This is a genomic window from Microbacterium sp. LWH12-1.2, assembly GCF_040675825.1.
Lineage (GTDB): Bacteria > Actinomycetota > Actinomycetes > Actinomycetales > Microbacteriaceae > Microbacterium.
Genome location: NZ_JBEGIJ010000001.1, coordinates 416,338 through 439,739, shown reverse-complemented (window position 1 = coordinate 439,739; position 23,402 = coordinate 416,338). Strand labels below are relative to the sequence as shown.

At 67.6% G+C, this 23,402-nt stretch carries 18 protein-coding genes and 2 riboswitches; of the genes, 7 read left to right on the top strand and 11 right to left on the bottom strand.

Going from position 1 to position 23,402, the window contains the following annotated elements; all coding sequences use genetic code 11:
• From MRBLWH12_RS02005 to MRBLWH12_RS01960, 10 genes are all read right to left on the bottom strand, one after another.
• A complete protein-coding gene (locus MRBLWH12_RS02005; protein ID WP_341975375.1) occupies nt 1–1,674 on the bottom strand; it encodes an ABC transporter ATP-binding protein in 1,674 nt (557 codons plus the stop codon).
• On the bottom strand, nt 1,671–2,615 hold the full coding sequence (locus MRBLWH12_RS02000; RefSeq protein ID WP_341975376.1) for an ABC transporter permease: 945 nt from the start codon (nt 2,613–2,615) through the stop codon (nt 1,671–1,673). Before MRBLWH12_RS02000 ends, MRBLWH12_RS02005 begins: the two co-directional genes overlap by 4 nt.
• Entirely contained in the window at nt 2,608–3,534 is a 927-nt protein-coding gene (locus MRBLWH12_RS01995) for an ABC transporter permease (RefSeq protein ID WP_341975377.1), read from the bottom strand. The genes MRBLWH12_RS02000 and MRBLWH12_RS01995 overlap by 8 nt, the downstream gene beginning before the upstream one ends.
• 99 nt (nt 3,535–3,633) lie before the next feature.
• The gene (locus MRBLWH12_RS01990) at nt 3,634–5,265 is read right to left on the bottom strand and encodes a peptide ABC transporter substrate-binding protein (RefSeq protein ID WP_341975378.1); all 1,632 of its coding nucleotides are present in this window, start codon (nt 5,263–5,265) and stop codon (nt 3,634–3,636) included.
• A 220-nt stretch (nt 5,266–5,485) separates the two neighbouring features.
• On the bottom strand, nt 5,486–8,311 hold the full coding sequence (gene gcvP / locus MRBLWH12_RS01985) for an aminomethyl-transferring glycine dehydrogenase (RefSeq protein WP_414685033.1): 2,826 nt from the start codon (nt 8,309–8,311) through the stop codon (nt 5,486–5,488).
• Nucleotides 8,312–8,372: 61 nt separating this feature from the next.
• The gene (gene gcvH / locus MRBLWH12_RS01980) at nt 8,373–8,750 is read right to left on the bottom strand and encodes a glycine cleavage system protein GcvH (protein ID WP_341975380.1); all 378 of its coding nucleotides are present in this window, start codon (nt 8,748–8,750) and stop codon (nt 8,373–8,375) included.
• Nucleotides 8,747–9,931, bottom strand: coding sequence for a glycine cleavage system aminomethyltransferase GcvT (locus tag MRBLWH12_RS01975; RefSeq protein ID WP_341975381.1), 1,185 nt, complete (start codon nt 9,929–9,931; stop codon nt 8,747–8,749). The genes gcvH and MRBLWH12_RS01975 overlap by 4 nt, the downstream gene beginning before the upstream one ends.
• A gap of 54 nt (nt 9,932–9,985) precedes the next feature.
• Nucleotides 9,986–10,097: riboswitch (glycine riboswitch) on the bottom strand.
• 1 nt (nt 10,098) lies between these two features.
• A riboswitch (glycine riboswitch) is annotated at nt 10,099–10,194 on the bottom strand.
• Nucleotides 10,195–10,306: 112 nt separating this feature from the next.
• Nucleotides 10,307–11,224: a carbohydrate ABC transporter permease gene (locus MRBLWH12_RS01970; RefSeq protein ID WP_363545529.1), complete on the bottom strand. Its 918-nt coding sequence runs from the start codon at nt 11,222–11,224 to the stop codon at nt 10,307–10,309.
• Nucleotides 11,221–12,186 carry a carbohydrate ABC transporter permease gene (locus tag MRBLWH12_RS01965; RefSeq protein WP_341975383.1) on the bottom strand — a complete coding sequence of 322 codons (966 nt, stop codon included), beginning with the start codon at nt 12,184–12,186 and terminating at the stop codon, nt 11,221–11,223. The genes MRBLWH12_RS01970 and MRBLWH12_RS01965 overlap by 4 nt, the downstream gene beginning before the upstream one ends.
• 65 nt (nt 12,187–12,251) lie before the next feature.
• Nucleotides 12,252–13,586 (bottom strand): extracellular solute-binding protein, encoded by a 1,335-nt coding sequence (locus MRBLWH12_RS01960; protein WP_341975384.1) that lies wholly within the window; start codon nt 13,584–13,586, stop codon nt 12,252–12,254.
• Between the two features lie 222 nt (nt 13,587–13,808).
• Between MRBLWH12_RS01960 and MRBLWH12_RS01955 the strand changes: the two genes are divergently transcribed.
• The 7 genes from MRBLWH12_RS01955 to MRBLWH12_RS01925 all read left to right on the top strand — a co-directional run bounded on the left by MRBLWH12_RS01955 (nt 13,809) and on the right by MRBLWH12_RS01925 (nt 21,251).
• A complete protein-coding gene (locus tag MRBLWH12_RS01955; RefSeq protein WP_341975385.1) occupies nt 13,809–14,525 on the top strand; it encodes an NUDIX hydrolase in 717 nt (238 codons plus the stop codon).
• Nucleotides 14,522–15,859 (top strand): quinolinate synthase NadA, encoded by a 1,338-nt coding sequence (gene nadA / locus MRBLWH12_RS01950; protein ID WP_341975386.1) that lies wholly within the window; start codon nt 14,522–14,524, stop codon nt 15,857–15,859. Before MRBLWH12_RS01955 ends, nadA begins: the two co-directional genes overlap by 4 nt.
• Nucleotides 15,856–17,367 (top strand): L-aspartate oxidase, encoded by a 1,512-nt coding sequence (nadB, locus tag MRBLWH12_RS01945; RefSeq protein WP_363545525.1) that lies wholly within the window; start codon nt 15,856–15,858, stop codon nt 17,365–17,367. The genes nadA and nadB overlap by 4 nt, the downstream gene beginning before the upstream one ends.
• Entirely contained in the window at nt 17,367–18,218 is an 852-nt protein-coding gene (nadC, locus tag MRBLWH12_RS01940) for a carboxylating nicotinate-nucleotide diphosphorylase (RefSeq protein WP_363545523.1), read from the top strand. Before nadB ends, nadC begins: the two co-directional genes overlap by 1 nt.
• On the top strand, nt 18,218–19,357 hold the full coding sequence (locus tag MRBLWH12_RS01935; protein WP_363545520.1) for a cysteine desulfurase family protein: 1,140 nt from the start codon (nt 18,218–18,220) through the stop codon (nt 19,355–19,357). The genes nadC and MRBLWH12_RS01935 overlap by 1 nt, the downstream gene beginning before the upstream one ends.
• A 153-nt stretch (nt 19,358–19,510) precedes the next feature.
• Nucleotides 19,511–20,461 carry a glycosyltransferase family 2 protein gene (locus MRBLWH12_RS01930; protein WP_363545517.1) on the top strand — a complete coding sequence of 317 codons (951 nt, stop codon included), beginning with the start codon at nt 19,511–19,513 and terminating at the stop codon, nt 20,459–20,461.
• A gap of 16 nt (nt 20,462–20,477) precedes the next feature.
• Nucleotides 20,478–21,251 carry an SDR family NAD(P)-dependent oxidoreductase gene (locus tag MRBLWH12_RS01925; protein ID WP_363545514.1) on the top strand — a complete coding sequence of 258 codons (774 nt, stop codon included), beginning with the start codon at nt 20,478–20,480 and terminating at the stop codon, nt 21,249–21,251.
• 28 nt (nt 21,252–21,279) lie between these two features.
• Here the strand turns inward: MRBLWH12_RS01925 and MRBLWH12_RS01920 are convergent, their stop codons facing one another.
• Nucleotides 21,280–23,328, bottom strand: coding sequence for an ABC transporter ATP-binding protein (locus MRBLWH12_RS01920; protein WP_363551279.1), 2,049 nt, complete (start codon nt 23,326–23,328; stop codon nt 21,280–21,282).
• Between the last annotated feature and the right edge of the window lie 74 nt (nt 23,329–23,402).

The window sequence follows — 23,402 nt, the reverse complement described above, 5'->3', positions numbered from 1 at the left end:
TCAGCGTCCGCCGAGCGCGATGGAGGCGCCGGGGATCGCCTGCAAGAGGCGATCCGTGTACTCCTGCTGCGGGTTCGCGAAGATCTCATCGACCGTGCCCTGCTCGACGACGCGCCCCTTCTCCATCACGCACACGAGGTCGCTCGAGACGCGAACGACCGCGAGGTCGTGCGTGATGAACAGGTACGTCAGATCGAGCTCCGACTGCAGGTCGGCGAGCAGCTTCAGGACCTGATCCTGCACCAGCACATCGAGCGCCGACACCGCCTCATCGAGAACGACGATGTCGGGCTTGAGGGCGAGCGCGCGCGCGATCGCGACGCGCTGCCGCTGTCCGCCGGACAACTCGTTCGCGTACCTCGTCGCCAGCACCCGCGGCAGCGAGACCTGATCGAGGAGCTCCTCCACCCGTTCGCGCTGCGAGGTGCGATCGCCCACACCGTGGATCTGCAGCGGTTCTGCGATGGTGGCGCCGATGTTGCGCAGCGGGTCGAGAGATCCGTACGGGTCCTGGAAGACCGGCTGCATGCGTCGACGCAGGCCGAACGCCTGAGCGTTCGAGAGGCGCGACACATCCTGGCCGTCGATCTCGATGGTGCCGCTGGTCGGCTCTTCGAGCTTGAGCACCATCTTCGCCACCGTCGACTTGCCCGAACCGGATTCCCCGACGAGAGCCAGGGTCTTGCCCTTCGGGATCTCGAAGGTGACGTCGTCGACAGCCCGGAATGCTTCGCTGCGGAAGCCTCCCTGGCGGATCCGGTAGTCCTTCGTGAGGCCGGCCACTCGCACCGTCGGCGGGATGTCGGCGAGGTCCTTGAGGGTTTCGATGCCCCGGTCCTCGACGACCGCCTGGATGCGCTGCGATGCGATGCTGGGCGCTGCGGAGACCAGTCGTTTCGTGTACGGATGCTGTGGATCCTCGAGGATCTGCCGGCTCGGCCCTGCCTCGACGATGTTCCCGTTGCTCATCACGATGATCTTCTCCGCACGCTCGGCCGCCAAGCCGAGGTCGTGGGTGATCAGAAGCACCGAAGTGCCCCTGTCACGTGTGAGAGAGGCCATGTGATCGAGGATCACCCGCTGCACGGTGACGTCCAGCGCGGAGGTCGGCTCGTCGGCGATGAGCAGCTTCGGGTCGGCTGCCAGGCCGATTCCGATCAGCGCGCGCTGCCGCATGCCTCCGGAGAACTGGTGCGGGAACTGATGCAGACGCCGCTCGGCATCCGCCAGGCCGGCCTGCTGCAGCACCTCGATCGCGCGCGCCTTGACGGCGGCGCGGCCCTGTGCGATCCCGTTGGCCCGGATCGCCTCCTTCACCTGGAAGCCGATGCTCCAGACGGGGTTGAGGTTCGACATCGGATCCTGCGGCACGAAGCCGATCTCGCGGCCCCGAACGTTCTCGATCGCGGTGCGGCCGAGGGTCGTCAGCTCGCGGCCGTCGAGCGTGATCGATCCGCCGGTGATCATTCCGGTGCCGGGAAGGAGGTTCACGATGGCTGTGGCCGTCGTGGACTTGCCCGAACCCGACTCCCCGACGATCGCCACGGTCTCACCCGGGAAGATGTCGAAGCTCGCCCCGTGGAGAACCTCTTTCACGCCCTCCTGCGTGCGGAACGCGACCGTGAGGTCGCGCACGCTGAGCAGGGGGATCTGTGCGGCTGCACGATCGTTCATCGACGTGCCCTCGCCTTCGGGTCGAGGGCGTCTCGGATCAGCTCGCCCAGAGTCACGAACGCGAGCACCGCAAGGGTGAGCGCGATCGACGGATAGATGAGTGCCATCGGCGCGACGCGCAGCGACGACTGTGCCGCGCTGATGTCGTTGCCCCACGACATGGTCGAGCTTCCCAGACCGACGCCGAGGAACGACAGCGTCGCCTCGGCGACGATCGACGCGGCGAGGCTGAGCGTCGTCAGGACGAGCAGCGGCGCGAGCGCGTTCGGAATCACGTGGGCGACGAGAGTTCCGAATTTGCCCTTGCCGAGCGCCCGCGACGCGACGACGAAGTCGGCCTGCCGGACTCTCAGCACTTCGGCGCGCACGACTCTGGCAGTCGATGCCCAGGCGAAACCACCGATCGCGAGCGCGAGGACCGGTACGGACCGGTACTGCGAGAACACCGTCATGACGACGACTGCCGCGAGGATGTACGGGATCGCGAAGAAGATGTCGCCGACCCGCGAGAGCAGCGAATCCAGCCATCCTCCGTAGAACCCGGCCAGCGCGCCCATGATCAGCCCGAGGACCGAGGAGATGAGCGTGGCGAGCAGGCCGACCGACAGCGAGGTCTGCGCACCCCAGATGAGGCGTGCGTAGATGTCGCATCCTTGGAACGTGAACCCGAGCGGGTGCCCGTCTGTCGGCCCGCCATTGCTGTTCGAGAGCTGGCAATCGCCGTTCGGTGGGGTCGAGGTGAACAGGGTCGGCCACACTGCCATCACCAGGAAGATGAGGGCGAGCGCGACGGAAGCCCAGAACAGCGGGCGACGTCGGAGATCAGTCCACGCGTCACGCCACAGGTTGCTCGGCTTCTCGGCGATCCGCACCGCGTCGACGGAGATCGTCTCCGTCTCGATCGGCGCGACGAAGTGCTTCTGCGTAGTGGGGTCAGGCATAACGGATCCTTGGGTCGAGCAGACCGTAGAGCAGGTCGATGACGAGGTTGACCAGGACGTACAGGATCACGAAGACCGTGACGAAGGAGACCACGGTGGGGCCTTCATTGCGGATCGCGGCCTGGTACAGCGTGTTGCCGACACCGGGGACGTTGAAGATGCCCTCCGTGACGGTCGCACCGACCAGCAGCACACCGAAGTTGGTCGCCGAGTTGGTGATCACCGGGATCAGGGAGTTGCGAAGCACGTGCACGGGGATCACGCGGCCGCGCGAAAGCCCCTTGCTGTACGCGGTGCGCACCCAGTCCTGATTGAGGGTGTCGATCACCGAACTGCGCATGAGCCGCATGCTGACCGCATACAGGCTGAAGCCGAGCACGATCGCGGGCAGCCACAGGCCGCCCCAGTCGTTGTCGGCGCCGACGGTGGGCTTGAACAGTCCCCACTGGATCGCGAGGAAGTACTGCGCGAGGAACGCGACGACGAAGATCGGGATCGCGATCGCGACGAGCGCGACGACCAGAGCGACATGGTCGAACAGCTTGCCCTTGTACAGCGCCGAGATCGTGCCGATGATGATCGCGAGCACGAACTCGATGCCGATGGCCATCACCGCGAGCCGGCCGGTGACCGGAAGCGTCTCGACGAGCACCGCGGAGACGGGGCGACCCGAGAACGTGGTGCCGAGGTCACCCTGGAACACGCCGGTGATGTAGTACCAGTACTGCACGAGGAACGGGTCGTTCAGGTGGTATTGCTCGCGCAGCTGCTGCACGACCGCCGGGTTCGGGGTGCGGTCGCCGAACAGCGCGAGGATCGGGTCGCCTGGCATGGCGAACACGAGGAAGTAGATGAGCAGGGTGGCTCCGAAGAACACCGGAATCACCTGCAGGAAACGTCTCAGGATATAGCCGAGCATCTGTTGTCCCGTAGTCAGGAAGCGAAAAGGTATGACCAACACGGCCTGTGAGGCGGCGACGAAGAATCGTCACCGCCTCACAGGAGAGTGCTATCAGACCTACTCGGCGGCCTTCGTGACCTGGTAGAGGATCGGCCAGGTGTCCCAGCCGAACTCCACGTCCTCCACGCTCTCGCCCCACGCGCCCATGGCGTTGGTGTACCAGAGCGGGATGGAGGGAAGCTCCTGGAACAGGATCTCCTGCGCCTCCTGGAACTTCTTGATGCCGTCTTCGACATCCGCCGCCGAAGCGCCTTCATCGAGGAGCTTGTCGAACTCCGCGTTCGAGTAGTCGCCGTCGTTCGATCCCGCGTCGGTGCCGTAGATCGGGCCGAGGCCGTTGAACATCGACGGGTAGTCGAACTGCCATCCGTTGCGGAAGGCAGTGGTCGCCTGACGCTCGGTGATCAGCGTGCGGTGCTCTGCGAAGGTCGGGATCGGCTTGCCCGCTGCCTCGATGCCGAGGTTGTTCTTCAGCTGGTTCGCGATCGCATCGACCCAGCCCTGGTTCGGGCCGTCAGCGTTGTACTGGATCTCGAAGGTGCCGCTCCACGGGGCGATGGCGTCGGCCTCGGCCCATAGCTTCTTCGCCTCATCCGCATCGAACTCGAGCACCTCGGAACCAGGGATCTCCTCGGAGTATCCGTCGATCACGGGCGAGGTGAAGTCCTTCGCCGGGGTACGCGTGCCGTTGAAGACCACATCGGTGATCTCTTCGCGGTTGATCGCGTGCGAGATCGCCTGACGACGCAGGATGCCTTCCTCACCGCTGAAGTGGTCGAGGCGGCCCGGGATCGTGATGGTGGCGTTGGCCGCTGCCGGCTGGTTCACCGTGCGTCCCTCGAAATCGCTCTCGAAGGTCTGCAGCGCGCTGTCCGGGATCTCCTGGAGGATGTCGAGGTTGCCGCCCTGAAGGTCGGCGTACGCGGCATCGGTGCTGGCGTAGAGGATCATGTCGACTCCGCCGTTCTGCGCCTCACGCGGACCGGTGTACTCGTCGTTCTTCACGAGGTCGATGCGCTCGTTGTGCTTCCAGGCGCCTTCCTCCTCGAACGCGTACGGTCCGTTGCCGACGGGGTTCTCGCCGAACGCCTCGAGGTCGTCCCACGCCGAGGCCGGCATCGGGAAGTAGGCGGTGTATCCGAGACGCAGCGGGAAGTCGGACTCGGGCTGCTTCAGCTTGACCGTGAAGGTGAGGTCGTCGACGACCTTCAGGCCGGAGAGCTCGGGGACGTTCTCGTCGTAGGAGAAGCCCTCGATGGACTCGAAGAAGTAGCTCGAGAGCTGCGCGTTGTCGAGCGCGGCGCCGTAGTTCCACGCCGTGACGAAAGCCTCGGCGTCGACCGGGTCACCGTTGGTGAAGGTCTGGTCGGGCTTGATCTTGATGGTGAAGGTCTGCGCGTCGTCGGTCTCGATCGACTCGGCGACATCGTTGTGAACAGCGCCTTCCGCGTCGTAGTAGACCAGGCCAGCGAACATGCTCTGGATGACGAGTCCGCCGCCCACCTCGTTGGTGTTCGTCGGGATCAGCGGGTTCTGCGGTTCGGTGTTGTTGACCGAGATGACGGCCGTGGGGTCACCGGATGACGTTTCTTCCGTCTCGGGGGTCCCGCCAGCGGCGCAACCGGCGAGTGCTAGCGCGCCGATGACAAACAACGCGGTGCCCGCAAGGGCGATCTTGTTTCGCTTCACTTTGTGTCCTCCTGATGGACATGGATAAACGCGCACTCCTCGTCGAATGCGCGGCGATAGTTGAGAGTAACCCCCAGAATCCCCCGTACCTATCTCCGCTAATGAACTGTTACTGAGTGGTGACCATCCGTAACAGCGCTGTAACCGGGAGGCGCGCGAAAACGGCGTTCCGCGTACCCGGGCGGGTATGCGGAACGCCGTTCGGACGTGCGGTTTCGTCTCAGGCGAATGCCTCCACCGGCGGGCAGGCGCAGACGAGGTTGCGGTCGCCGTATGCCTGGTCGATGCGGCGCACCGGCGGCCAGTACTTGCCCGCGACGAGCGCCGGAATCGGGTACGCAGCCTCCTCGCGGGTGTAGGCGTGCGCCCACTCCCCCGCGATCAGCGAGACCGCGGTGTGCGGCGCCCCCACCAGCGGGTTGTCGTCGGCGGGCCAGCGGCCTGCGGCGACAGCATCCGCCTCGGCCTTGATCTGGATCATCGCCTCGATGAACCGCTCGATCTCGCCGATGTCCTCCGACTCGGTCGGCTCGACCATGAGCGTGCCCGCGACGGGGAACGACATCGTCGGCGCGTGGAAGCCATAGTCGATGAGTCGCTTGGCGACGTCGTCGACGGTGATGCCTGTGGCTTCCTTGAGGGGACGGAGGTCCAGGATGCACTCATGCGCGACGCGGCCGTTCTCGCCCGTGTACAGCACCGGGTAGTGCTCGCCGAGGCGCGCAGCGATGTAATTCGCCGAGAGGACGGCCGCGGCCGTCGCACGGCGGAGTCCGTCGGCACCCATCATCCGCACGTAGGCCCACGAGATCGGCAGGACACCCGCCGACCCGTATGGCGCACCGGAGATGGCACCGCCTTCGAAGGTGAACCCTCCGAAGTGCTCAGCACGCTGCGCAAGCGGATGCCCCGGCAGGAACGGCGCGAGGTGGGCCTTGGCCGCGACCGGTCCGATGCCTGGACCGCCACCGCCGTGCGGGATCGCGAACGTCTTGTGCAGGTTGAGATGCGAGACGTCGCCGCCGAGGTCGCCGAATCGGGCGTACCCGAGCAGGGCGTTGAGGTTCGCGCCGTCGACGTAGACCTGCCCGCCGGCGTCGTGAACGGCGGCGGTGATCTCGACCACGTCGTGCTCGTACACGCCGTGCGTCGACGGATAGGTGATCATCAGCGCGGACAGCTCGTCGGCGTGCGCTGCGATCTTCGCGCGCAGGTCGTCGAGGTCGACGTTGCCGAGCTCGTCGCAGGCGACGACGACGACCTTCATGCCGGCGAGTACGGCGGATGCCGCGTTGGTGCCGTGTGCGGACGACGGGATCAGGCACACGGTGCGCTGATCATCGCCGTTGGCGAGGTGGTAGCCGCGAATGGCCAGGAGGCCGGCGAGCTCACCCTGCGAGCCCGCGTTCGGCTGCAGCGAGACGGCGTCGTAGCCCGTGACCTCGGCGAGCCAGCCCTCGAGCTGGTCGACGAGTTCGAGATAGCCCTCGACGTCGGATGCCGGCGCGAACGGGTGGATGCCGGCGAACTCCGGCCACGTGATCGCCGCCATCTCGGTCGCGGCGTTGAGCTTCATCGTGCACGAACCGAGCGGGATCATGCCACGGTCCAGGGCGTAGTCCCGGTCGGCGAGGCTCTTCAGGTACCGCATCATGGCGGTCTCACTGCGGTGCGCATGGAACACCGGGTGGGTCAGGTAGTCGGTCTCGCGGATGAGGTCGCCCGGAAGCGAGTTGTAGCCGTCGCCGAAGCCGAAGACGCGCTCCTGCTTGCCGCCGAACACCTGCGCGACCTGATGCAGTTCGCTGTGGCTGGTGGTCTCATCGACCGAGATGCCGATCGTGTCGGCATCCGCCACGTGCAGCAGGATGCCGTAGCCGTGGTGCGCCTGCTCGGCGAACTCCGCAGCCCGCCCGGGGACCCGCACCTGCAGCGTGTCGAAGAAGGCTTCGTGCACGACCTCGGCCCCGGCCTCGACCAGCCAGTCGCGCAGCAGCGCGGCCTTCAGCGCGGTCTCCTTCGCGATCGCCCGCAGTCCGTCCGGACCGTGGTAAACGGCGTACATCGACGCCATCACGGCGAGGAGCACCTGCGCGGTGCAGATGTTCGACGTGGCCTTCTCGCGGCGGATGTGCTGCTCGCGCGTCTGCAGCGAGAGACGGTAGGCCGGCTTGCCGTCGGCATCCACCGAGACGCCGACCAAGCGACCCGGAAGCTGCCGCTCGAGACCCGCGCGCACCGCCATGTAGCCGGCGTGCGGTCCGCCGAAGCCCATCGGCACGCCGAAACGCTGGGTGGTGCCGACGGCGACGTCCGCGCCCAGCGAACCCGGCGACGAGATGAGCGTGAGGGCGAGAAGATCGGCCGCGACGACGGCGAGGGCACCGGCCAGGTGCGCAGCGTCGATGACGGCACTCGGGTTCCAGACGCGTCCTGATGCGCCGGGGTACTGCACGAAGACGCCGAACAGTTCGGCCGGCAGGGTCTCCCCCGCGGCGAAGTCCACCGTCACGAGCTCGATGCCGACGGCCTCGGCACGGTTGGCGAGCAGCGCCTTCGTCTGCGGCAGCGCGTCGGCGTCGACGACGAACACATTCGATTTCGTCTTCGAGGCGCGACGGGCGAGCAGCATCCCCTCGACGACCGCGGTGGACTCATCGAGCATCGACGCGTTCGCGGTCGACAGCCCGGTGAGCTCGGCGACCATCGTCTGGAAGTTGATGAGCGCCTCCAGGCGCCCCTGGGAGATCTCCGGCTGGTACGGCGTGTACGCCGTGTACCAGGACGGGTTCTCGAGCACGTTCCGCTGGATCACCTGCGGGGTGATCGTGCCGTAGTAGCCCAGGCCGATCATCGGCCGATTCACCGTGTTGCGTGCCGCGAGCGCGCGGAGCTCCGCGAGCGCCTCGGTCTCGCTGGCGGCGCCGGGGATGAGCGAATCGGTCGACGCTGCGGTGAAGATCGAGGAGGGAACCGCCTGGCGCATCAGCGCCTCGACGGGGCTCCAGTCCTCGAGCTCGGACTCGACCCCGAGCGCATCGAGCATGACCCGCTGCGCCTCGGCGGTGGTTCCGATATGACGATCGGCGAAAGAGACCACGTCTGGATCAGCCCTCCGTGAGTGCGACGTACGCGTCGCGGTCGAGCAGACCGTCGGCAGCGCCGGCCGCGACGGAGACCTTGATCAACCAGCCGCCGGCGAACGGCTCGGCGTTGACGAGCGAAGGGTCGTCGACGACGGCGTCGTTGATCTCGACGACGGTGCCGGCGACCGGAGCGTAGAGCTCGCCGACCGACTTCGTCGACTCGATCTCGCCGACGACGGCACCGGCGGTGATCTCGGTGCCGACAGCGGGCAGCTCCACGAAGACGACGTCGCCGAGCTTCTCGGCCGCGTAGTCGGTGATGCCGATGGTGACGGTCTCACCGTCGATCGCGAGCCACTCGTGCTCTTCGGTGTAGCTCAGTGCGTTGAGGTCGGTCATTTTGTCCTCCGGTAGAAAGGCAGGGCGGTCACGGTCGCGGGGATCTTCGTCCCCCGCACATCCAGGAATACTGTGGATCCCTCTTCAGCGGAAGAAGGAGTCACATAGGCCATCGCGATCGGGTGGCCGAGGGTCGGGCTGAGGGCACCGCTGGTGATCTCGCCGAGAACGGTGCCGTCTTCGGCGACGACCGCGTAGCCGGCACGGCCGGCGCGCTTGCCCTCGGCGGTGAGGCCGACGAGGATCGGTGCGTCGGCTGCCGCATCCACAGCGTCCTTGCCGACGAAGCTCTCCTTGTCGACGGCCACGACGCGTCGGAGTCCGGCCTGCGCGGGCTTCGTGTCGAGGGTCAGCTCGTGCCCGTACAGCGGCATGCCCGCCTCGAGTCGGAGGGTGTCGCGAGCGGCGAGACCGGCCGGCACGAGGCCGTGCGATTCTCCGGCGACGATCAGGGCGTCCCAGAGCGCCGGAGCGTCGGCGGCGCGGACGAGCAGCTCGAAGCCGTCCTCGCCGGTGTACCCGGTGCGGGCGATGAGCAGCGGCTCACCGAGGAAGAAGGCATCGGCCCAGGCGTAGTACTTCTGCTCCGCCCACGGGGTTCCGAGATCGGTGATCCCTTTGGCGACGGAGACGATTGCCTCGGCAGCGGGTCCCTGCACGGCGAGCAGGGCGTAGGAGTCGGAGACGTCCTCGACGTCCACCCCACGGTCACCGATGAATCCGGCGAAGCTGCGGTCCTCATCGGCCCCGCGCGGCGGAAGCTCGCGCTCGGGAATCGACGGGAATGACCGAACCCGCGATGCGAACGCCGCATCGACGAAGCCCCGGTTGCCCGCGTTGGCGATCACCAGGTAGCGATCTTCTGCCAGCCGGTAGGCGATGACGTCGTCGACGATCCCGCCGCTTTCAGCGAGGACAAGCGAATACTTGGCCTTGCCGACCGGCATCGTGGAGATGCGGCCCGCAAGCGCGTAGTCGAGGAACTCGGCGGCATACGGACCGGTGACGAGGAACTCGGCCATGTGCGAGATGTCGAAGAGTCCGGCGGACTGACGCACGGCGTGGTGCTCAGCGAGATCGGAGGTGTACCGCACCGGCATCTGCCAGCCACCGAAGTCGGTGAAGGAGGCGCCCAGCGCCTCGTGGCGTTCGCGGAGCGGGGTGTAGCGGGGGTCGGACATGGAGTTCTCCCGGGCTGGATCGGGCGGACCGGCGGCGTCGCCGATCCTGGGAACTCCCCCTCTGTCATAGGCCTGAGAGCTTCGCCCATCGACAGGCCAAGGACCATCGAAGCAGGGGCTTTCACCGTCGGCGGATCTCGTTGCGCGAGATCGCTTTTCAGAGTGGCCGGAACCGCGCGGTACGCGTTACCTGAGAGATTGGCGGGGAGGCTTGCTCCTTCGGTGCCCGGCTGCATTCACCGGGGCTCTCCCGCGAGGGTCATTCGGCCTGTGTTCGGTTGTGCGATCAGTCTAGCGGGTGCGCTCCGGTCGCAGTTTCTGCCGCTTCATGTACGCGAAAGCGGCGGGAACTGCGACCGGAGCCAGGCTCGGATGTCAGCCCTTGACGGCGCCCGCGACGAGTCCGCTCGTCATGCGCCCCTGGACGATGACGAAGAAGATGATGACCGGGATGGCCACGATCGTCGAGGCCGCCATGACCTGACCCCAGTCGATGGCCTGGGTCGCGCTCTGCTGGACGAACCCGCGCAGCCAGAGCGGCAGGGTCCGGTTGTTCTCCATGATCACCAGCGCAACCGTGAACTCGTTCCAGCACTGCAGGAATGCGAACACACCTGAGGCGACGAGGCCCGGAGCCAGCAGGGGCAGGGTGATGCGCACGAATGCCTGCGTCCGGCTGAGTCCGTCGATCATCCCCGCCTCCTCGAGTTCGGCCGGAACACCTGCGACGAAGCCGCGCAGCATCCAGATCGTGAAGGGCACGACGGCTGCGACGTACAGGATGCTGAGTCCCAGTACGTTGCTGAGCAGGCCGAAGCTCGCCATCATCTTGTACTGCGCGATGAAGAGCCCCTCGGCCGGGAGCATCTGGATGAGCAGGATCGTCACGATGAACGAGACGCGACCGCGGAACTTGAACCGGCTGATGGCGATGGACGCGAGGAACGCGAACGTCAGGCAGACGGCGACCGAGAGAAGCGTCACTCCGACGCTGACCGCGAGCGCTGAGAAGAATGACGGCGTGAGCACCCGTTCGAAGTTCGAGAAGGACCCGCCGACCGGGAAGAACGTCGGGGTGAAGGACTCGAGAGTGGCCGTCGACAGCATCGACGAGTTGACCATCCAGTAAACGGGGAACGCCCAGATGACGGCGATGACGAGCGCCAGGATGCTGAGCAGCCACGTGCCCAGGCGGAGCTTCCGGCGACGCACTGGGATGCGACTCCCGTCGGCACTGACGGCGACGCGACCGGCGCTCTTCTCGACAGCGGTGCGGGCGGCGGTGACGGTCATTTTCCCTCCTCCTTGATGAGGCTGCGCACATAGAACCAGCTCAGCGCGATCGTCAGCGCCAGGACGAAGATCGACATCGCCGCTCCGGCTCCGAAATCAAGCCCGGCGACTCCGGTCTTATAGATGTAGGTGCCGAGGAGGTCGTAGTCCGTCGACTTGGGCCCGGCGTCCTGCAGGAGGGTGATCTGGGCGAAGACGCGCAGATCCCAGATGAGGTTGAGGAGCAGGACGATCGCGATGACCGGCTTGAGGACCGGGAACACGATGAAGCGGAACCGCTGCACGGCGCTCGCGCCGTCCAGCTGACTGGCTTCGAGGACCTCCCCGCTGACCTGGGTGAGGCCGGCGTACGCCGAGAACGCCACGAACGGCACCGACATCCAGATGATGATGATCGACGCGACGATGAAGAAGAGCAGCGGTGTGGTGCCGATCCAGTTGAATCCCTTCATGTCGACACCGGGGATCATGCTGAGGAGGTAGTTGATGACGCCGCGCTGGCGGTTGAAGAGCCAGATGAACACGGTCATCGCAGCGATCACGGGCATCGCCCAGGCCAGGAGCAGCGCGATCTGCAGGGTGAAGCGTGCCGCAGCGTGGATCTTGGTCATCAGTAGTGCGAGGAGGACTCCGACCACGATGGTGACGAATGCCGTCACCAGGCAGAAGAGCACGGAGCGGAACGTCACCGCCCAGAACGTGCCGTCCTGCGCGATGGCGATGTAGTTGTCGAACCCGACGAAGTCGGGGGCCTTGCCACCGAGCTGCTGCATCGCCCCGTACTTCTGGAATGACGTGACGATCTGCCAGACGACGGGATACCCCATGCCGAGCAGCAGCACGAGAACGGCGCCGAGGATCAGGAAGTAGGGCGCCAGCGCGCGACGCCGAACGGACGGATCGGCGCCGGTCGAGCGGCCGGTGCGGCCGGGAGGCGAAACGGGGGCATCTGTGGTGGTCATGCGGGCACTGCCTGTCTGAGAAATACGCGTGGGGGCCGGGCGGACCCGACCCCCACGCAGGGTGATCAACCGTTGATGACGGCGTCGATCTTGGCGTCGTACTCCTTCGCCAGGTCTGCGACGTCTCCGCCCTCCGCGACCTTGCCGAAGAACTCCTCCAGGATCTTCTTGCCCTCGACCGCCGCCCAACCGGGCGCTGCCGGGGTCAGCTTCGAGCCGAGTGCGGAGTCGACGAGCGCCTCAGCGAACTGGTCGTCGCCGAGATCGCCGACGAAGTCGACATTCGCCGGACCCAGGCCGTTCTTGGCGAGCAGCGTCTGGTACTCGTCCGAGTAGATGATCCGGAGGAGCTCCTTGGCCCCTGCCTGGTTCTCGCTCTTGGCCGAGACACCGATGTTCGAGCCGCCGGCGAAGACCGGTGCCACCGAGCCCTCCTCGAGGCCGGGGAGCGGGAACACGCCGAACGTGGCGTCGTTCCACTCACGGACCTCGGCGCCCTCGTCGTTGTCACCGGTGTAGTCGCCCACCGACCAGTGAGCCCAGCCCGGAGCGATGATCGTCGCCGCGGTCGGAGCCGCGCCGCCCTTGTCGTTGTTGATGTTGATCCATGGCGTCGAGTCGTCCTCGGTGGCCGGAGCGTTCGATGCACCCGTGAAGATGTCCTGGAACTGCTCGAGTCCCGCGATGGACTTCGGGTCGGACAGCGTGGAAGCCCACTTGTCGCCGTCCTTCTTGGCCAGCTCTCCCCCGTTGGCGAAGATCCAGGAGATGCCGTTGCGCCAGTCCTGACCGCCGATGTAGAAACCGGACTGGCCGTCGGTGTGAAGCGCCTTGACCGACTCGCTGAACTCGTCGAGCGTCTTCGGAACCTCGAGCCCGGCAGCGGTCCAGATGTCCTTGCGGTAGGTGATGTATCGGGAGCCGAAGTAGTACGGCAGCGCGTACTGCTTGCCGTCCACTTCGCCGACCTCGACGAACGACTCCAGCAGCTTGTCGCCGCCGAGATCCTCGAAGATCGGGCTCAGGTCGCTGAACGCACCGGCTGTCGTGAAGGTGGGCGACCAGGTGTTGCCGATCTCGGTCACATCAGGGGTGTTCTTGGCGTCGGGAAGCTGGTTGGTCAGCTTGGTGAGCGCGTCGCTCCAGTCCTGCTGCTCGATGGTGAGCGTGCCGCCGGTCGCTTCTTCATACGCATCGACGAGGAACTCGCGAGCCTCTTCGGGGGTGTCCCCACCCATCACCCAGAAGGTGATGTCCTGTCCCTTGGCGGACTCCGGGTCGAATCCGGACGCGGCCGTTTCGCCGCCTCCGCCGGTGCCGCAGGCCGTCAGGCCGAGGGCGAGGACCGATGCCCCCGCCACGGCGGTGAGCGCGATCTTGCGCTTCCCGTTTCTATTCATTCTTCTTTTTTCCTCTCGGTGCTGCACTGCAGGAGGGATTCTCTCCGGATGGAGTCACCCCCGGATGGGGTTTGTTAGGACAGTAACCTAACAAACCCCATCCGGGGTAACAACCTCTCCACAGCTCCGGACATAACATTTCGGACTCAGCGTCGATCTTCGTCATCGATGTGCACTAAGGGTCGGTCTGACACTAAGATCGAATCGGAGGTTAAGGTAACAATGACTCAAAGCCACGGCATCCGAGTCGCCGTCTCGACGGTGATCCTGACGCTGCGCCGCACTGCGAACGGCGAAGCCGTACTCGCGCTGCCCCTCGTGCTGCGCACCAGAGAGCCCTACGCCGACCAGTGGGCGCTGCCCGGCGGCTGGCTCACCGTTGCGGAATCCGCAGTCGACGCGGCCGCGCGCACCCTGGCAGAGACGACCGGCCTCTCGCCGAGCTACCTCGAACAGCTCTATGCGTTCGGCGCCGTGGACCGCTCCCCCACCCGCGTGGTCTCCATCGTCTACTGGGCGCTGCTGCGCTCGGATGACGTCGATGCACAGAGCGCTGCGCACCTGGCCTCCGGACACGCACCGGAGAACGTTCGATGGTTCGACGTCGACGCTCTGCCGCCACTCGCCTTCGACCACAACCAGATCGTCGAGTACGCGCTCTGGCGGCTCCGCAACAAGGTCGGCTACAGCCGGGTCGCGCACGGCTTCCTGCCCGCCGAATTCACGCTCGCCGACCTCCGCGAGGCCTACGAGGCGATCCTCGGCCGCCACCTCGATCCGGCGAACTTCCGCCGCCAGGTCGAAGCCGCCGGCAACCTTCTCCCCACCGAGCGCTTCCGCACCGGCAGCCACCGTCCCGCCCGCCTCTACCGCTACAACACCGACGTCGAGCTCGCCGATCGCGGCCCGCTCGGCTCCGACGAAACGAGCACCCGATGAGCATCACCTTCGTCCCGACGCCCACCGTTCCCGAGGCCGACGCCTCGGTCGATCACGCGATCCAGGCGATCGTCTCCGGCGCCTCCATCGACGCCACGTGCAGCACCGATCTCGCGGCCGGTCCATGGGACTTCGACAGCCGCCCCGGCTACGGGCCCGGCTCGTCGATGGGCGACGTCATCCCGACCGGGGCCCCTCGTCAGGGCGAACTGCCCGCCGCATACCGCGAGGCAGGCGAAGACGAGCTCGACGCGCGGATCCGCGCCGCCAAGGCGACGCTCGGAGACCGGGTCGTCATCCTCGGCCACTTCTACCAGCGCGAAGAGGTGGTCCGCCACGCGGACTACGTCGGCGACTCCTTCCAGCTCGCGACGGCGGCGAAGGGACGCGCAGATGCCGAGGCGATCGTCTTCTGCGGAGTGCACTTCATGGCCGAGACCGCCGACCTGCTCTCCGGTCCGGATCAGGCCGTGATCCTGCCGAACCTCGCCGCCGGCTGCTCGATGGCCGATATGGCAGACATCGACCAGGTCGAGGAGTGCTGGGAGCAGCTGGCCGACGTGCTCGGAGACATGGACGCCGTGGACGAGACCGGCCGGGTCCCGGTCATCCCGGTGACCTACATGAACTCCTCCGCCGCGATCAAGGGCTTCGTCGGACGGCACGGCGGCATCGTCTGCACGTCATCGAACGCGCAGACCGTCCTGGAGTGGGCGTTCGAGCGGGGGCAGCGCGTGCTCTTCTTCCCCGATCAGCACCTGGGCCGCAACACCGCCAAGGCGATGGGCGTCCCTCTCGAGCAGATGCCGATGTGGAATCCGCGGCGTCCGCTCGGCGGCTCCACCGCCACCGAGCTCGTCGATTCGCGGGTCATCCTGTGGCACGGGTTCTGCTCGGTGCACCGACGCTTCACGGTCGCGCAGATCGACCAGGCGCGAGCCGAGAATCCGGACGTACGCGTGATCGTGCACCCGGAGTGCCCGATGGAAGTGGTGGATGCCGCAGACGAAGCCGGCTCCACGGACTACATCCGCCGCGCGATCGACGCCGCGACAGAACCGACCGCCTTCGCCATCGGCACCGAGATCAACCTCGTTCGTCGGCTCGCCGCTCAGTACCCCCAGCACGAGATCTTCTGCCTCGACCCGGTCGTCTGCCCGTGCTCCACGATGTACCGCATCCACCCCGGCTACCTCGCCTGGGTGCTCGAGGAACTCGTCGCCGGTCGCACGCCCAACCGCATCCAGGTGTCCGCCGACGTCGCCGACCCCGCACGCGTGGCGCTGGAGCGGATGCTGGCGGCGAAGCCGCCCGTCGTGGACGGCGTCCGATGAACACGCTCGTGGTGGGATCGGGAATCGCGGGCCTCACCGCGGCGCTCCATGCGCACGAGGCGGGCCACGCGGTCACCATCGTGACCAAGGCGGCGCTCGGCGACGGCTGCACGGGATTCGCCCAGGGCGGGGTCGCCGGCGTATACGGCCCTCGGGATTCAGCGGCCCAGCACGCGTCGGACACCCTGATCGCCGGCGCCGGTCTCTCGGATGCGGCGGCTGTCGATGTCCTCGTCGCCGAAGGTGCGACGAGGATCGCTGAACTCATCGCACGCGGCGTCGCTTTCGACCGGTCCGCCGACGGTGAACTGCTTCTCGGGCGCGAGGCCGCGCACAGCCACGCGAGGATCGTGCACGCCGGCGGCGACGCGACCGGTGCCGCCATCTCCCGCGCCCTGGTCGCTGCCGTGCGCCGCACCAGCATCGAGGTCGTCGAGGACGCGTTCCTGATCGATCTGATCGTCCGCGACGGCGCGGTGCGCGGCATCCGCCTGCTGATCGACGGCTCAACCGCCGACCTCGCCGCGGATGCCGTGATCCTGGCCACCGGCGGCGCTGGACACCTGTACGCGCACACGACCAACCCGGCCGGTACGACCGGTGACGGCATCGCCGCGGCGCTGCGCGCAGGCGCCGAGGTGGCCGATCTGGAGTTCGTCCAGTTCCACCCGACGATCCTGGCCGCCGGTCCGGCGTTCCTCATCTCCGAAGCCGTACGCGGCGAGGGGGCGACGCTCATCGACGACGCGGGGCGCCGGTTCACGTTCGACGTGCATCCAGACGGCGAACTCGCGCCCCGCGACGTCGTGTCCCGAGCGATCGCCCGCCAGGCCACCGCGCAGGGATCGCCGGTGCGGCTGGATGCCACGATGATCGGGGCTTCCGCCCTCGCTCAGCGCTTCCCGACCATCGATCGGGTCACCCGCGAACGCGGCTTCGATTGGGCACGCGAGCCGATCCCGGTGACGCCGGCGGCGCACTACCTGATGGGCGGGGTCGTGACCGACCTCGACGGCCGCACGTCGCTGCCCGGCCTCTTCGCCGTCGGCGAGGTCGCCCGTACCGGCGTGCACGGGGCGAACCGCCTGGCGTCGAACTCCCTGCTCGAGGGTGCGGTGTTCGGCGCCCGCGCTGCTGCGGCTCTCGGCTCGCCCCGGGCATCCGATCGCCCGCTCCCGGCGGAAAGAATCCCGCTGAACCTCGCGAATACCGGGTCTTTTCGCGACGGGAACGAACGGGGACCGTTCAGCCGGGCGGCGCTGCAGCAGGTGATGTGGGACGAAGTCGGGTTGCTCCGCACCGACGACAGCCTCGCCGACGCGCTCGACACGATCCGCGCCTGGCGTGCCGATGCCACCGCTGCGCACACGGTCGCCGAGCACGAGGACGTGAATCTGCTTCTGCTCGCCGATGCCACGGCATCCGCCGCCCTCGCCCGCACCGAATCCGTCGGCGCCCACTACCGCAGCGCCGACCGCATCGAAGCACCACAATTGGAGACCGTCTGATGCTCACCGCCGCCACCCTCACCCGTGTCGTCGGGGCAGCCCTCGAAGAGGACGCGCCCTGGGGCGATCTGACCAGCAGCACGCTGCTTCCCGCAGACGCCACCGCGACCGCCGACCTGGTCGCCAGAGAGGCCGGCGTCTTCAGCGGCGGCGATGTCTTCGCCGCCGCGTTCGCGCTGACCGACCCGGCACTCGTCGTCGACGTGCACGTCGGCGACGGTGATTCCTTCACTCCCGGCGACGTGCTCGCATCGGTGTCAGGGTCGGCGCGCAGCATCCTCACCGCCGAGCGCGTCGCCCTGAACTTCACGCAACGGATGAGCGGGATCGCCACGCTGACGGCCGCATACGTCACGGCGGTCACCGGCACCGGTGCGCGCATCGCCGACACCCGCAAGACCACCCCTGGGTTGCGTGCTTTCGAGCGGCACGCCGTCGTCTCGGGCGGCGGCAGCAATCACCGCTTCTCGCTCTCGGATGCGGTGATGGCGAAGGACAACCATCTCGCAGTGCTGAAGAGGTCGGGGGCGGATCTCGCGACGGCGCTCAGGGAGTCGCTGTCACGGCTTTCGCACACCACGCATGTGGTCGTCGAGGTCGACCGGCTCGACCAGATCTCCGCTGTGCTCGATGGCGGAGCGCACACCGTGCTGCTCGACAACTTCTCGCTCGAGGATCTCCGCGCCGGCGTCGACCTCATCGGCGATCGGGCGACCGTCGAGGCATCCGGAGGCGTCAGCCTCGACACCGTGCGGGCGATCGCCGAGACCGGCGTCGACGTCATCTCCGTCGGGGCGCTCACTCATTCCGCACGGGCACTCGACCTCGGCCTGGATGTGCGGATCGCCTGATGCTCTACCTCGACCACGCCGCAACCTCCCCGGTGCGTCCGGAAGTGTGGGAGGCCATGCGCCCCTACCTGACCGGGGTGTACGGCAACCCGTCCAGTCACCACACCGTCGGCGAGGCTGCGGCGAGCGCACTGGATGACGCCAGGGCGCGCGTGGCGAGGGTGCTGGGGATGCGTCCCTCCGACGTCATCTTCACTGCCGGTGGCACCGAAGCCAACAACCTCGCGGTGAAAGGCATCGTGCTGGCGGCACTCGGGAGCGGCCGTCGACACCTGGTGACCACGCCCATCGAGCACGAATCGATTCTGGAATCAGCGGACTACTTGCACCGCCTCCACGGGGTGTCGGTCGCTCGCGTCGCGGTGGATGCCGTCGGGCGGGTCACTCCCGAGAGGCTTTCCGCCGCGCTGCGCGACGATACGGCGCTGGTGTCGCTCGGGCACGCGAACAACGAGATCGGCACGGTGCAGGATGTCGCTGCCCTCGCCGCTGTGACCCGCGCGGCCGGTGTTCCGCTCCACGTCGATGCCGTGCAGTCGGCCGGCTGGCTGTCGCTGAGTGCGCTCGGCGCCGACGCGATCTCGCTCGCCGGTCACAAGCTCGGTGCCCCCAAGGGGATCGGGGTGCTCGCGGTGCGAGGGCGGGTGCCGCTCGAACCCCTGCTGCACGGCGGCGGCCAGGAGCGTGGGCGCCGATCCGGCACTGAGAACGTCGCCGGGGCCGTGGCGATGGCCGTGGCGCTGGAGCTCGCCGACACGGAACGCGATGCCGTCTCCGCCCGCGTCGGCGCGGCGACCGGGCGATTCATCGCCCGGGTCCTGGCAGCAGTTCCGCGAGCGGCGCTCACTGGCGATCCGGTGCACCGCCTGCCGGGCACCGCGAGCTTCACCTTCGCGGGGACGAGCGGCGAGGCGGTACTGCTGGAGCTGGAGCGGCGTGGAGTGATCTCGTCGAGCGGCTCGGCGTGCGCCGCCGGAAGCGACGAGCCCTCGCACGTGCTCCTCGCGTGCGGCATCCGGCCTGAAGTCGCGCAGACGTCGGTGCGGTTCACTTTCGGTCGCGAGGTCCTGCCGGACGACGCCCCCGAGCGCCTCGCGGCGCTCGTCGCGGATGCGGTGCGCGCGGTCGCCGGTTCATGACTCCGGAGAACCGGTCCTCCTTCGAGCTCGCGTCCGCGTATTTCCGCGGTCAGACCGGCGCGCATATGTGGATTCTCCGGAGTTATGGCTGACGGGGAGTCACACTCAGGCCGGCGCGGGGCCTCGGCCCGAGGACGGTCATAGACTCTGCTGGTGACTACAGCCGCCGCCCCGATCGTGACGATCATCGTTCCCGGGCGCGATATCGCCGCCTTCGCCCCTGCCGCCCTCGATTCGCTGCGAGCGCAGACCGAGGCGCGCTGGCAGGCGATCCTGATCGACGATGGATCGGTCGATGACACGGGAGCGATCTTCACCGATGCCGCCGCCCGCGACTCGCGCTTCCGGGTGATCCGGCACGACGCCTCGCGAGGGCTTGGAGCCGCCCGCAACGTCGGCATCGACCTCGTCGACACTCCCCTGCTGGGCTATCTCGACGCCGACGACGAGTTCATGCCGACCGCGCTCGAGCGCCTCACCGGCACTCTCGCCTCGACGGGGAGCGACTTCGCCGCCGGAGCCTACGTGCGCACGCGGCTGCAGGGAGAGACATACGTCCCCGGCCGCCTGCAGCCCTGGGTGGCGGCGGCGACCCGCCCCGAGCGTCTGGCCACAACGCTGACAGCCCACCCGCACGCGTCAACGAACATCGTCGCCTGGTCGAAGATCAGCCGCACCGACCTGTGGACCGGCCTCCGGTTCCCGGAGAACGTCGCGTACGAGGATCAGGTCGTCGCCCAGCTGATGAACACCAGGGCTCGGGCCTTCGACGTCGTCCCCGACGTCCTGGTGCACTGGCGGTTCCGCGCCGACGGCAGCTCGCTGACGCAGAGCAAGGCCCAACTGCCCGTGCTCCGCGACTATCTCCACGGCCTCCGCAGCGGCATCCGCGTGCTGCGCGAAGCGGAAGCGCACGCGGCCGTGGCTGTGCGGCTCGAACTCATCCTCGCGATGGACGTGCCTCCCCTGCTGGCGATCGCCGAGACGCACCCCGACCCCGCCTATTCGGCGGAGGTCGCATCCTTCATCGGAGAGTTGCAGGAGCTACCCGAATTCGCCGCCGCGGTCCCTGATCCGAACTTCGCCGCCGCCATCGCCTGGTGAAAGCCTCAGGAGCCGCATGAACGCTTACCTCAACGACCTCTTCGGCCTCGCCGGCCGCACCGCGATCGTCACCGGCGGCAGCTCCGGCATCGGCCGTGGCATCGCCACCGCCCTGGCCAAGGCCGGCGCGGCCACCGTGATCGTGGCCCGCGGCGCTGATCGCGTCGACGAGACCGTACGTGAACTGGTCGACGCGGGATGCCGCGCGGCCGGCGTCATCGGTGATCTCGGCACCCGGGCCGGCATCCGGGCGGTCGCCGAGCAGGCCGTCCACCCGTTCGGCGAACCCGACATCCTGGTGAACTCTGCCGGCATCAACATCCGCCCGCCGTACCCGGAGATCTCCGAGGCCGACTGGGATGCGACGATGACGGTGAACGCCCTGGCACCGTTTCTGCTCGGGCAGCGATACGCCCCGGGGATGGCGGCACGCGGATACGGGCGCCTCATCCACATCACCTCGCAGCAGGCCCACCGCGCCTTCGTCGGCAGCGGCGTGTACGGCGTCTCGAAGGGTGCGGTCGAATCGCTGATGCGTTCGGAGGCGGAGGCATGGGGCGGTACCGGTGTGACGAGCAACTCGCTGGTCCCCGGATTCGTGCTCACGCCGCTGAACGCGCGGCTGCAAGAGGATCCGGAGAAGGTCGGCGCCCTCGCCGCACGCACGATGATCGGCCGCAACGGCCTGCCGAGCGATTTCGCTGGAGCATCCGTCTTCCTCGCGGGCGCAGGATCCGCCTACGTCACGGGCCACTCATTGTTCGTCGACGGCGGTCTCTCGGTGCACTGAACCTCTCGGTGCACTGACACCCCGGGGGTCAGCTGTCGACCGGATGCACCCGTTCGTCGGCACGCGGCACATCGAGGAGCGGCACCGGCGACGTCAGTGCCGCCACCGCATCCGCACCTGCCGAATTCTCAGGAGCGCGGTCCGCACGCCGCTCGGTGAGCGCAGCGCCGACGCCGCCGGACACGGCCTCCTCGACCGCAGTCTCGGTCTCGAGCACCCGCGAAGCCGCGACCTGTTCCGCGGCAAGCTCGGCGTACAAGCCGCCCAGCGCGAGCAGCTCGGCATGGGTGCCGGACTCGACGATCAGCCCGGCCTCGAGCACGTGGATGACGTCGGCGCCCATCACTGTGGACAGCCGGTGCGCGATCGACAGCGTGGTCCGCCCGCGCGCCGCCTCATCGAGCGCCTCCTGCACGACGCGCTCCGACACGGTGTCCAATGCCGATGTCGCCTCGTCGAGAAGCAGCACCGGCGGATCCTTCAGCAGCACCCGGGCGATCGCGATGCGCTGCTTCTCGCCGCCAGACAACCGGTACCCGCGCTCGCCGACCACCGTGTCGTAGCCGCGCTCGAATCCGGCGATGATGTGGTGGATGTTCGCCGCCGCGCATGCGGCGATCAATTCTTCCTCGCTTGCATCCGGCTTCGCATAGAGGAGGTTCTCGCGGATCGTGGCGTGGAAGAGATACGTCTCCTGCGAAACGATCCCGACGTCGTCGATGATCGATTCCTGCGTCAACCGGCGCACGTCGGCACCGGCGAACAACACCGCTCCCCCGTGCGCCTCGTACAGACGCGGAGCGAGGTACAGCACGGTGGTCTTGCCCGCGCCGGATGGCCCGACGAATGCGACGTGCTCCCCCGGCTCGGCGACGAACGAAACGCCCTGCAGCGTCGGACGAGCCTCGGCTGACGCATCCGGGTAGCGGAAGACCACGTCTGCGAACTCGATGCGGCCGCGCGGGCCTGGCGCGTTCGTGGCCGAGATCGCGTCCGGCGCGTCCTGGATCTCGGGGACCATGTCGAGATACTCGAAGATCCGCGCGAACAGCGCCGACGATGTCTGCAGATCGAGCGAGACGCGCATCAGCCCCATCAGCGGCATCAGCAACCGGGCCTGAACGGTGGTGAAGGCGACGACGGTTCCGGCCGTGATCGCGTCGGTGCCGCCAGTGATCAGATAGCCCGAGACGAGGTAGATCACGGCGGGGACGGACGCCATCAGCACCTGCACGACCGCGAAGAAGCCCTGCCCGCTCATCGCTCGGCGCACCTGGAGCTTCACCTGATTGCGGTTCTCGGCCTGATACCGCGCCGACTCGGTGCGCTGCCGGTTGAACGCCTTCGACAGCAGCATCCCCGAGACGCTCAGCGTCTCCTGCGTGATCGAGGTGAGCTCCGACAGCGACTCCTGCGTCTCGCCGGCGATCCGCGCGCGCACCTGCCCGACGCGGCGCTGCACGATCACGAGGAACGGCATCAGCACGACCGCGATGAGCGTCAGACGCCAGTCGATCAGGATCATCGCGACGAGCGAGGCGATGACGGTGACGACGTTGCCGAGGATGCTGGTGACGGTGTTCGTCAGCACCCCGGAGACGCCGCCGACGTCGTTCTGCAGGCGGGATTGGATGACACCCGTCTTGGTGCGGGTGAAGAAGCCGAGCTCCATCGCCTGCAGATGCTCGAACAGGCGCACGCGAAGATCGCCGGTGACGCTGTTGCCCACCGTCGACGTCAACCACGTCTGCGCGACGCCGAGCACCGCGGAGAGCAGGAACAGACCGATCATCGCGAGGACGAGGCGGATGAGCAGCGCGATCTGCGGATTCCCGCCGTCCAGCGGGAACAGCGCATCGTCGAAGATTCGCTGCACGATGAGCGGAGGAACGACGGCGATGGCCGCTCCGACGATCACGAGGAGTCCGGTGATCAGGATGCGCCCACGGTAAGGGCGGAACAGCTCGATCACCCGGGCGCCAAGTGCGCGGATGCGCGGCGCCTGGGCGTTGAGCCGCCGCTGCGCGGCCTCGTCCACACCGTGGAAGCCACCGCGGCCACCCATCCCGCCACCCATGCTCATGTGCTTCAGCGTAGCCAGGTGTGCCGACACGGATGCTCTCCGAATCCGCTCTGGGCGGATTCTAGGGC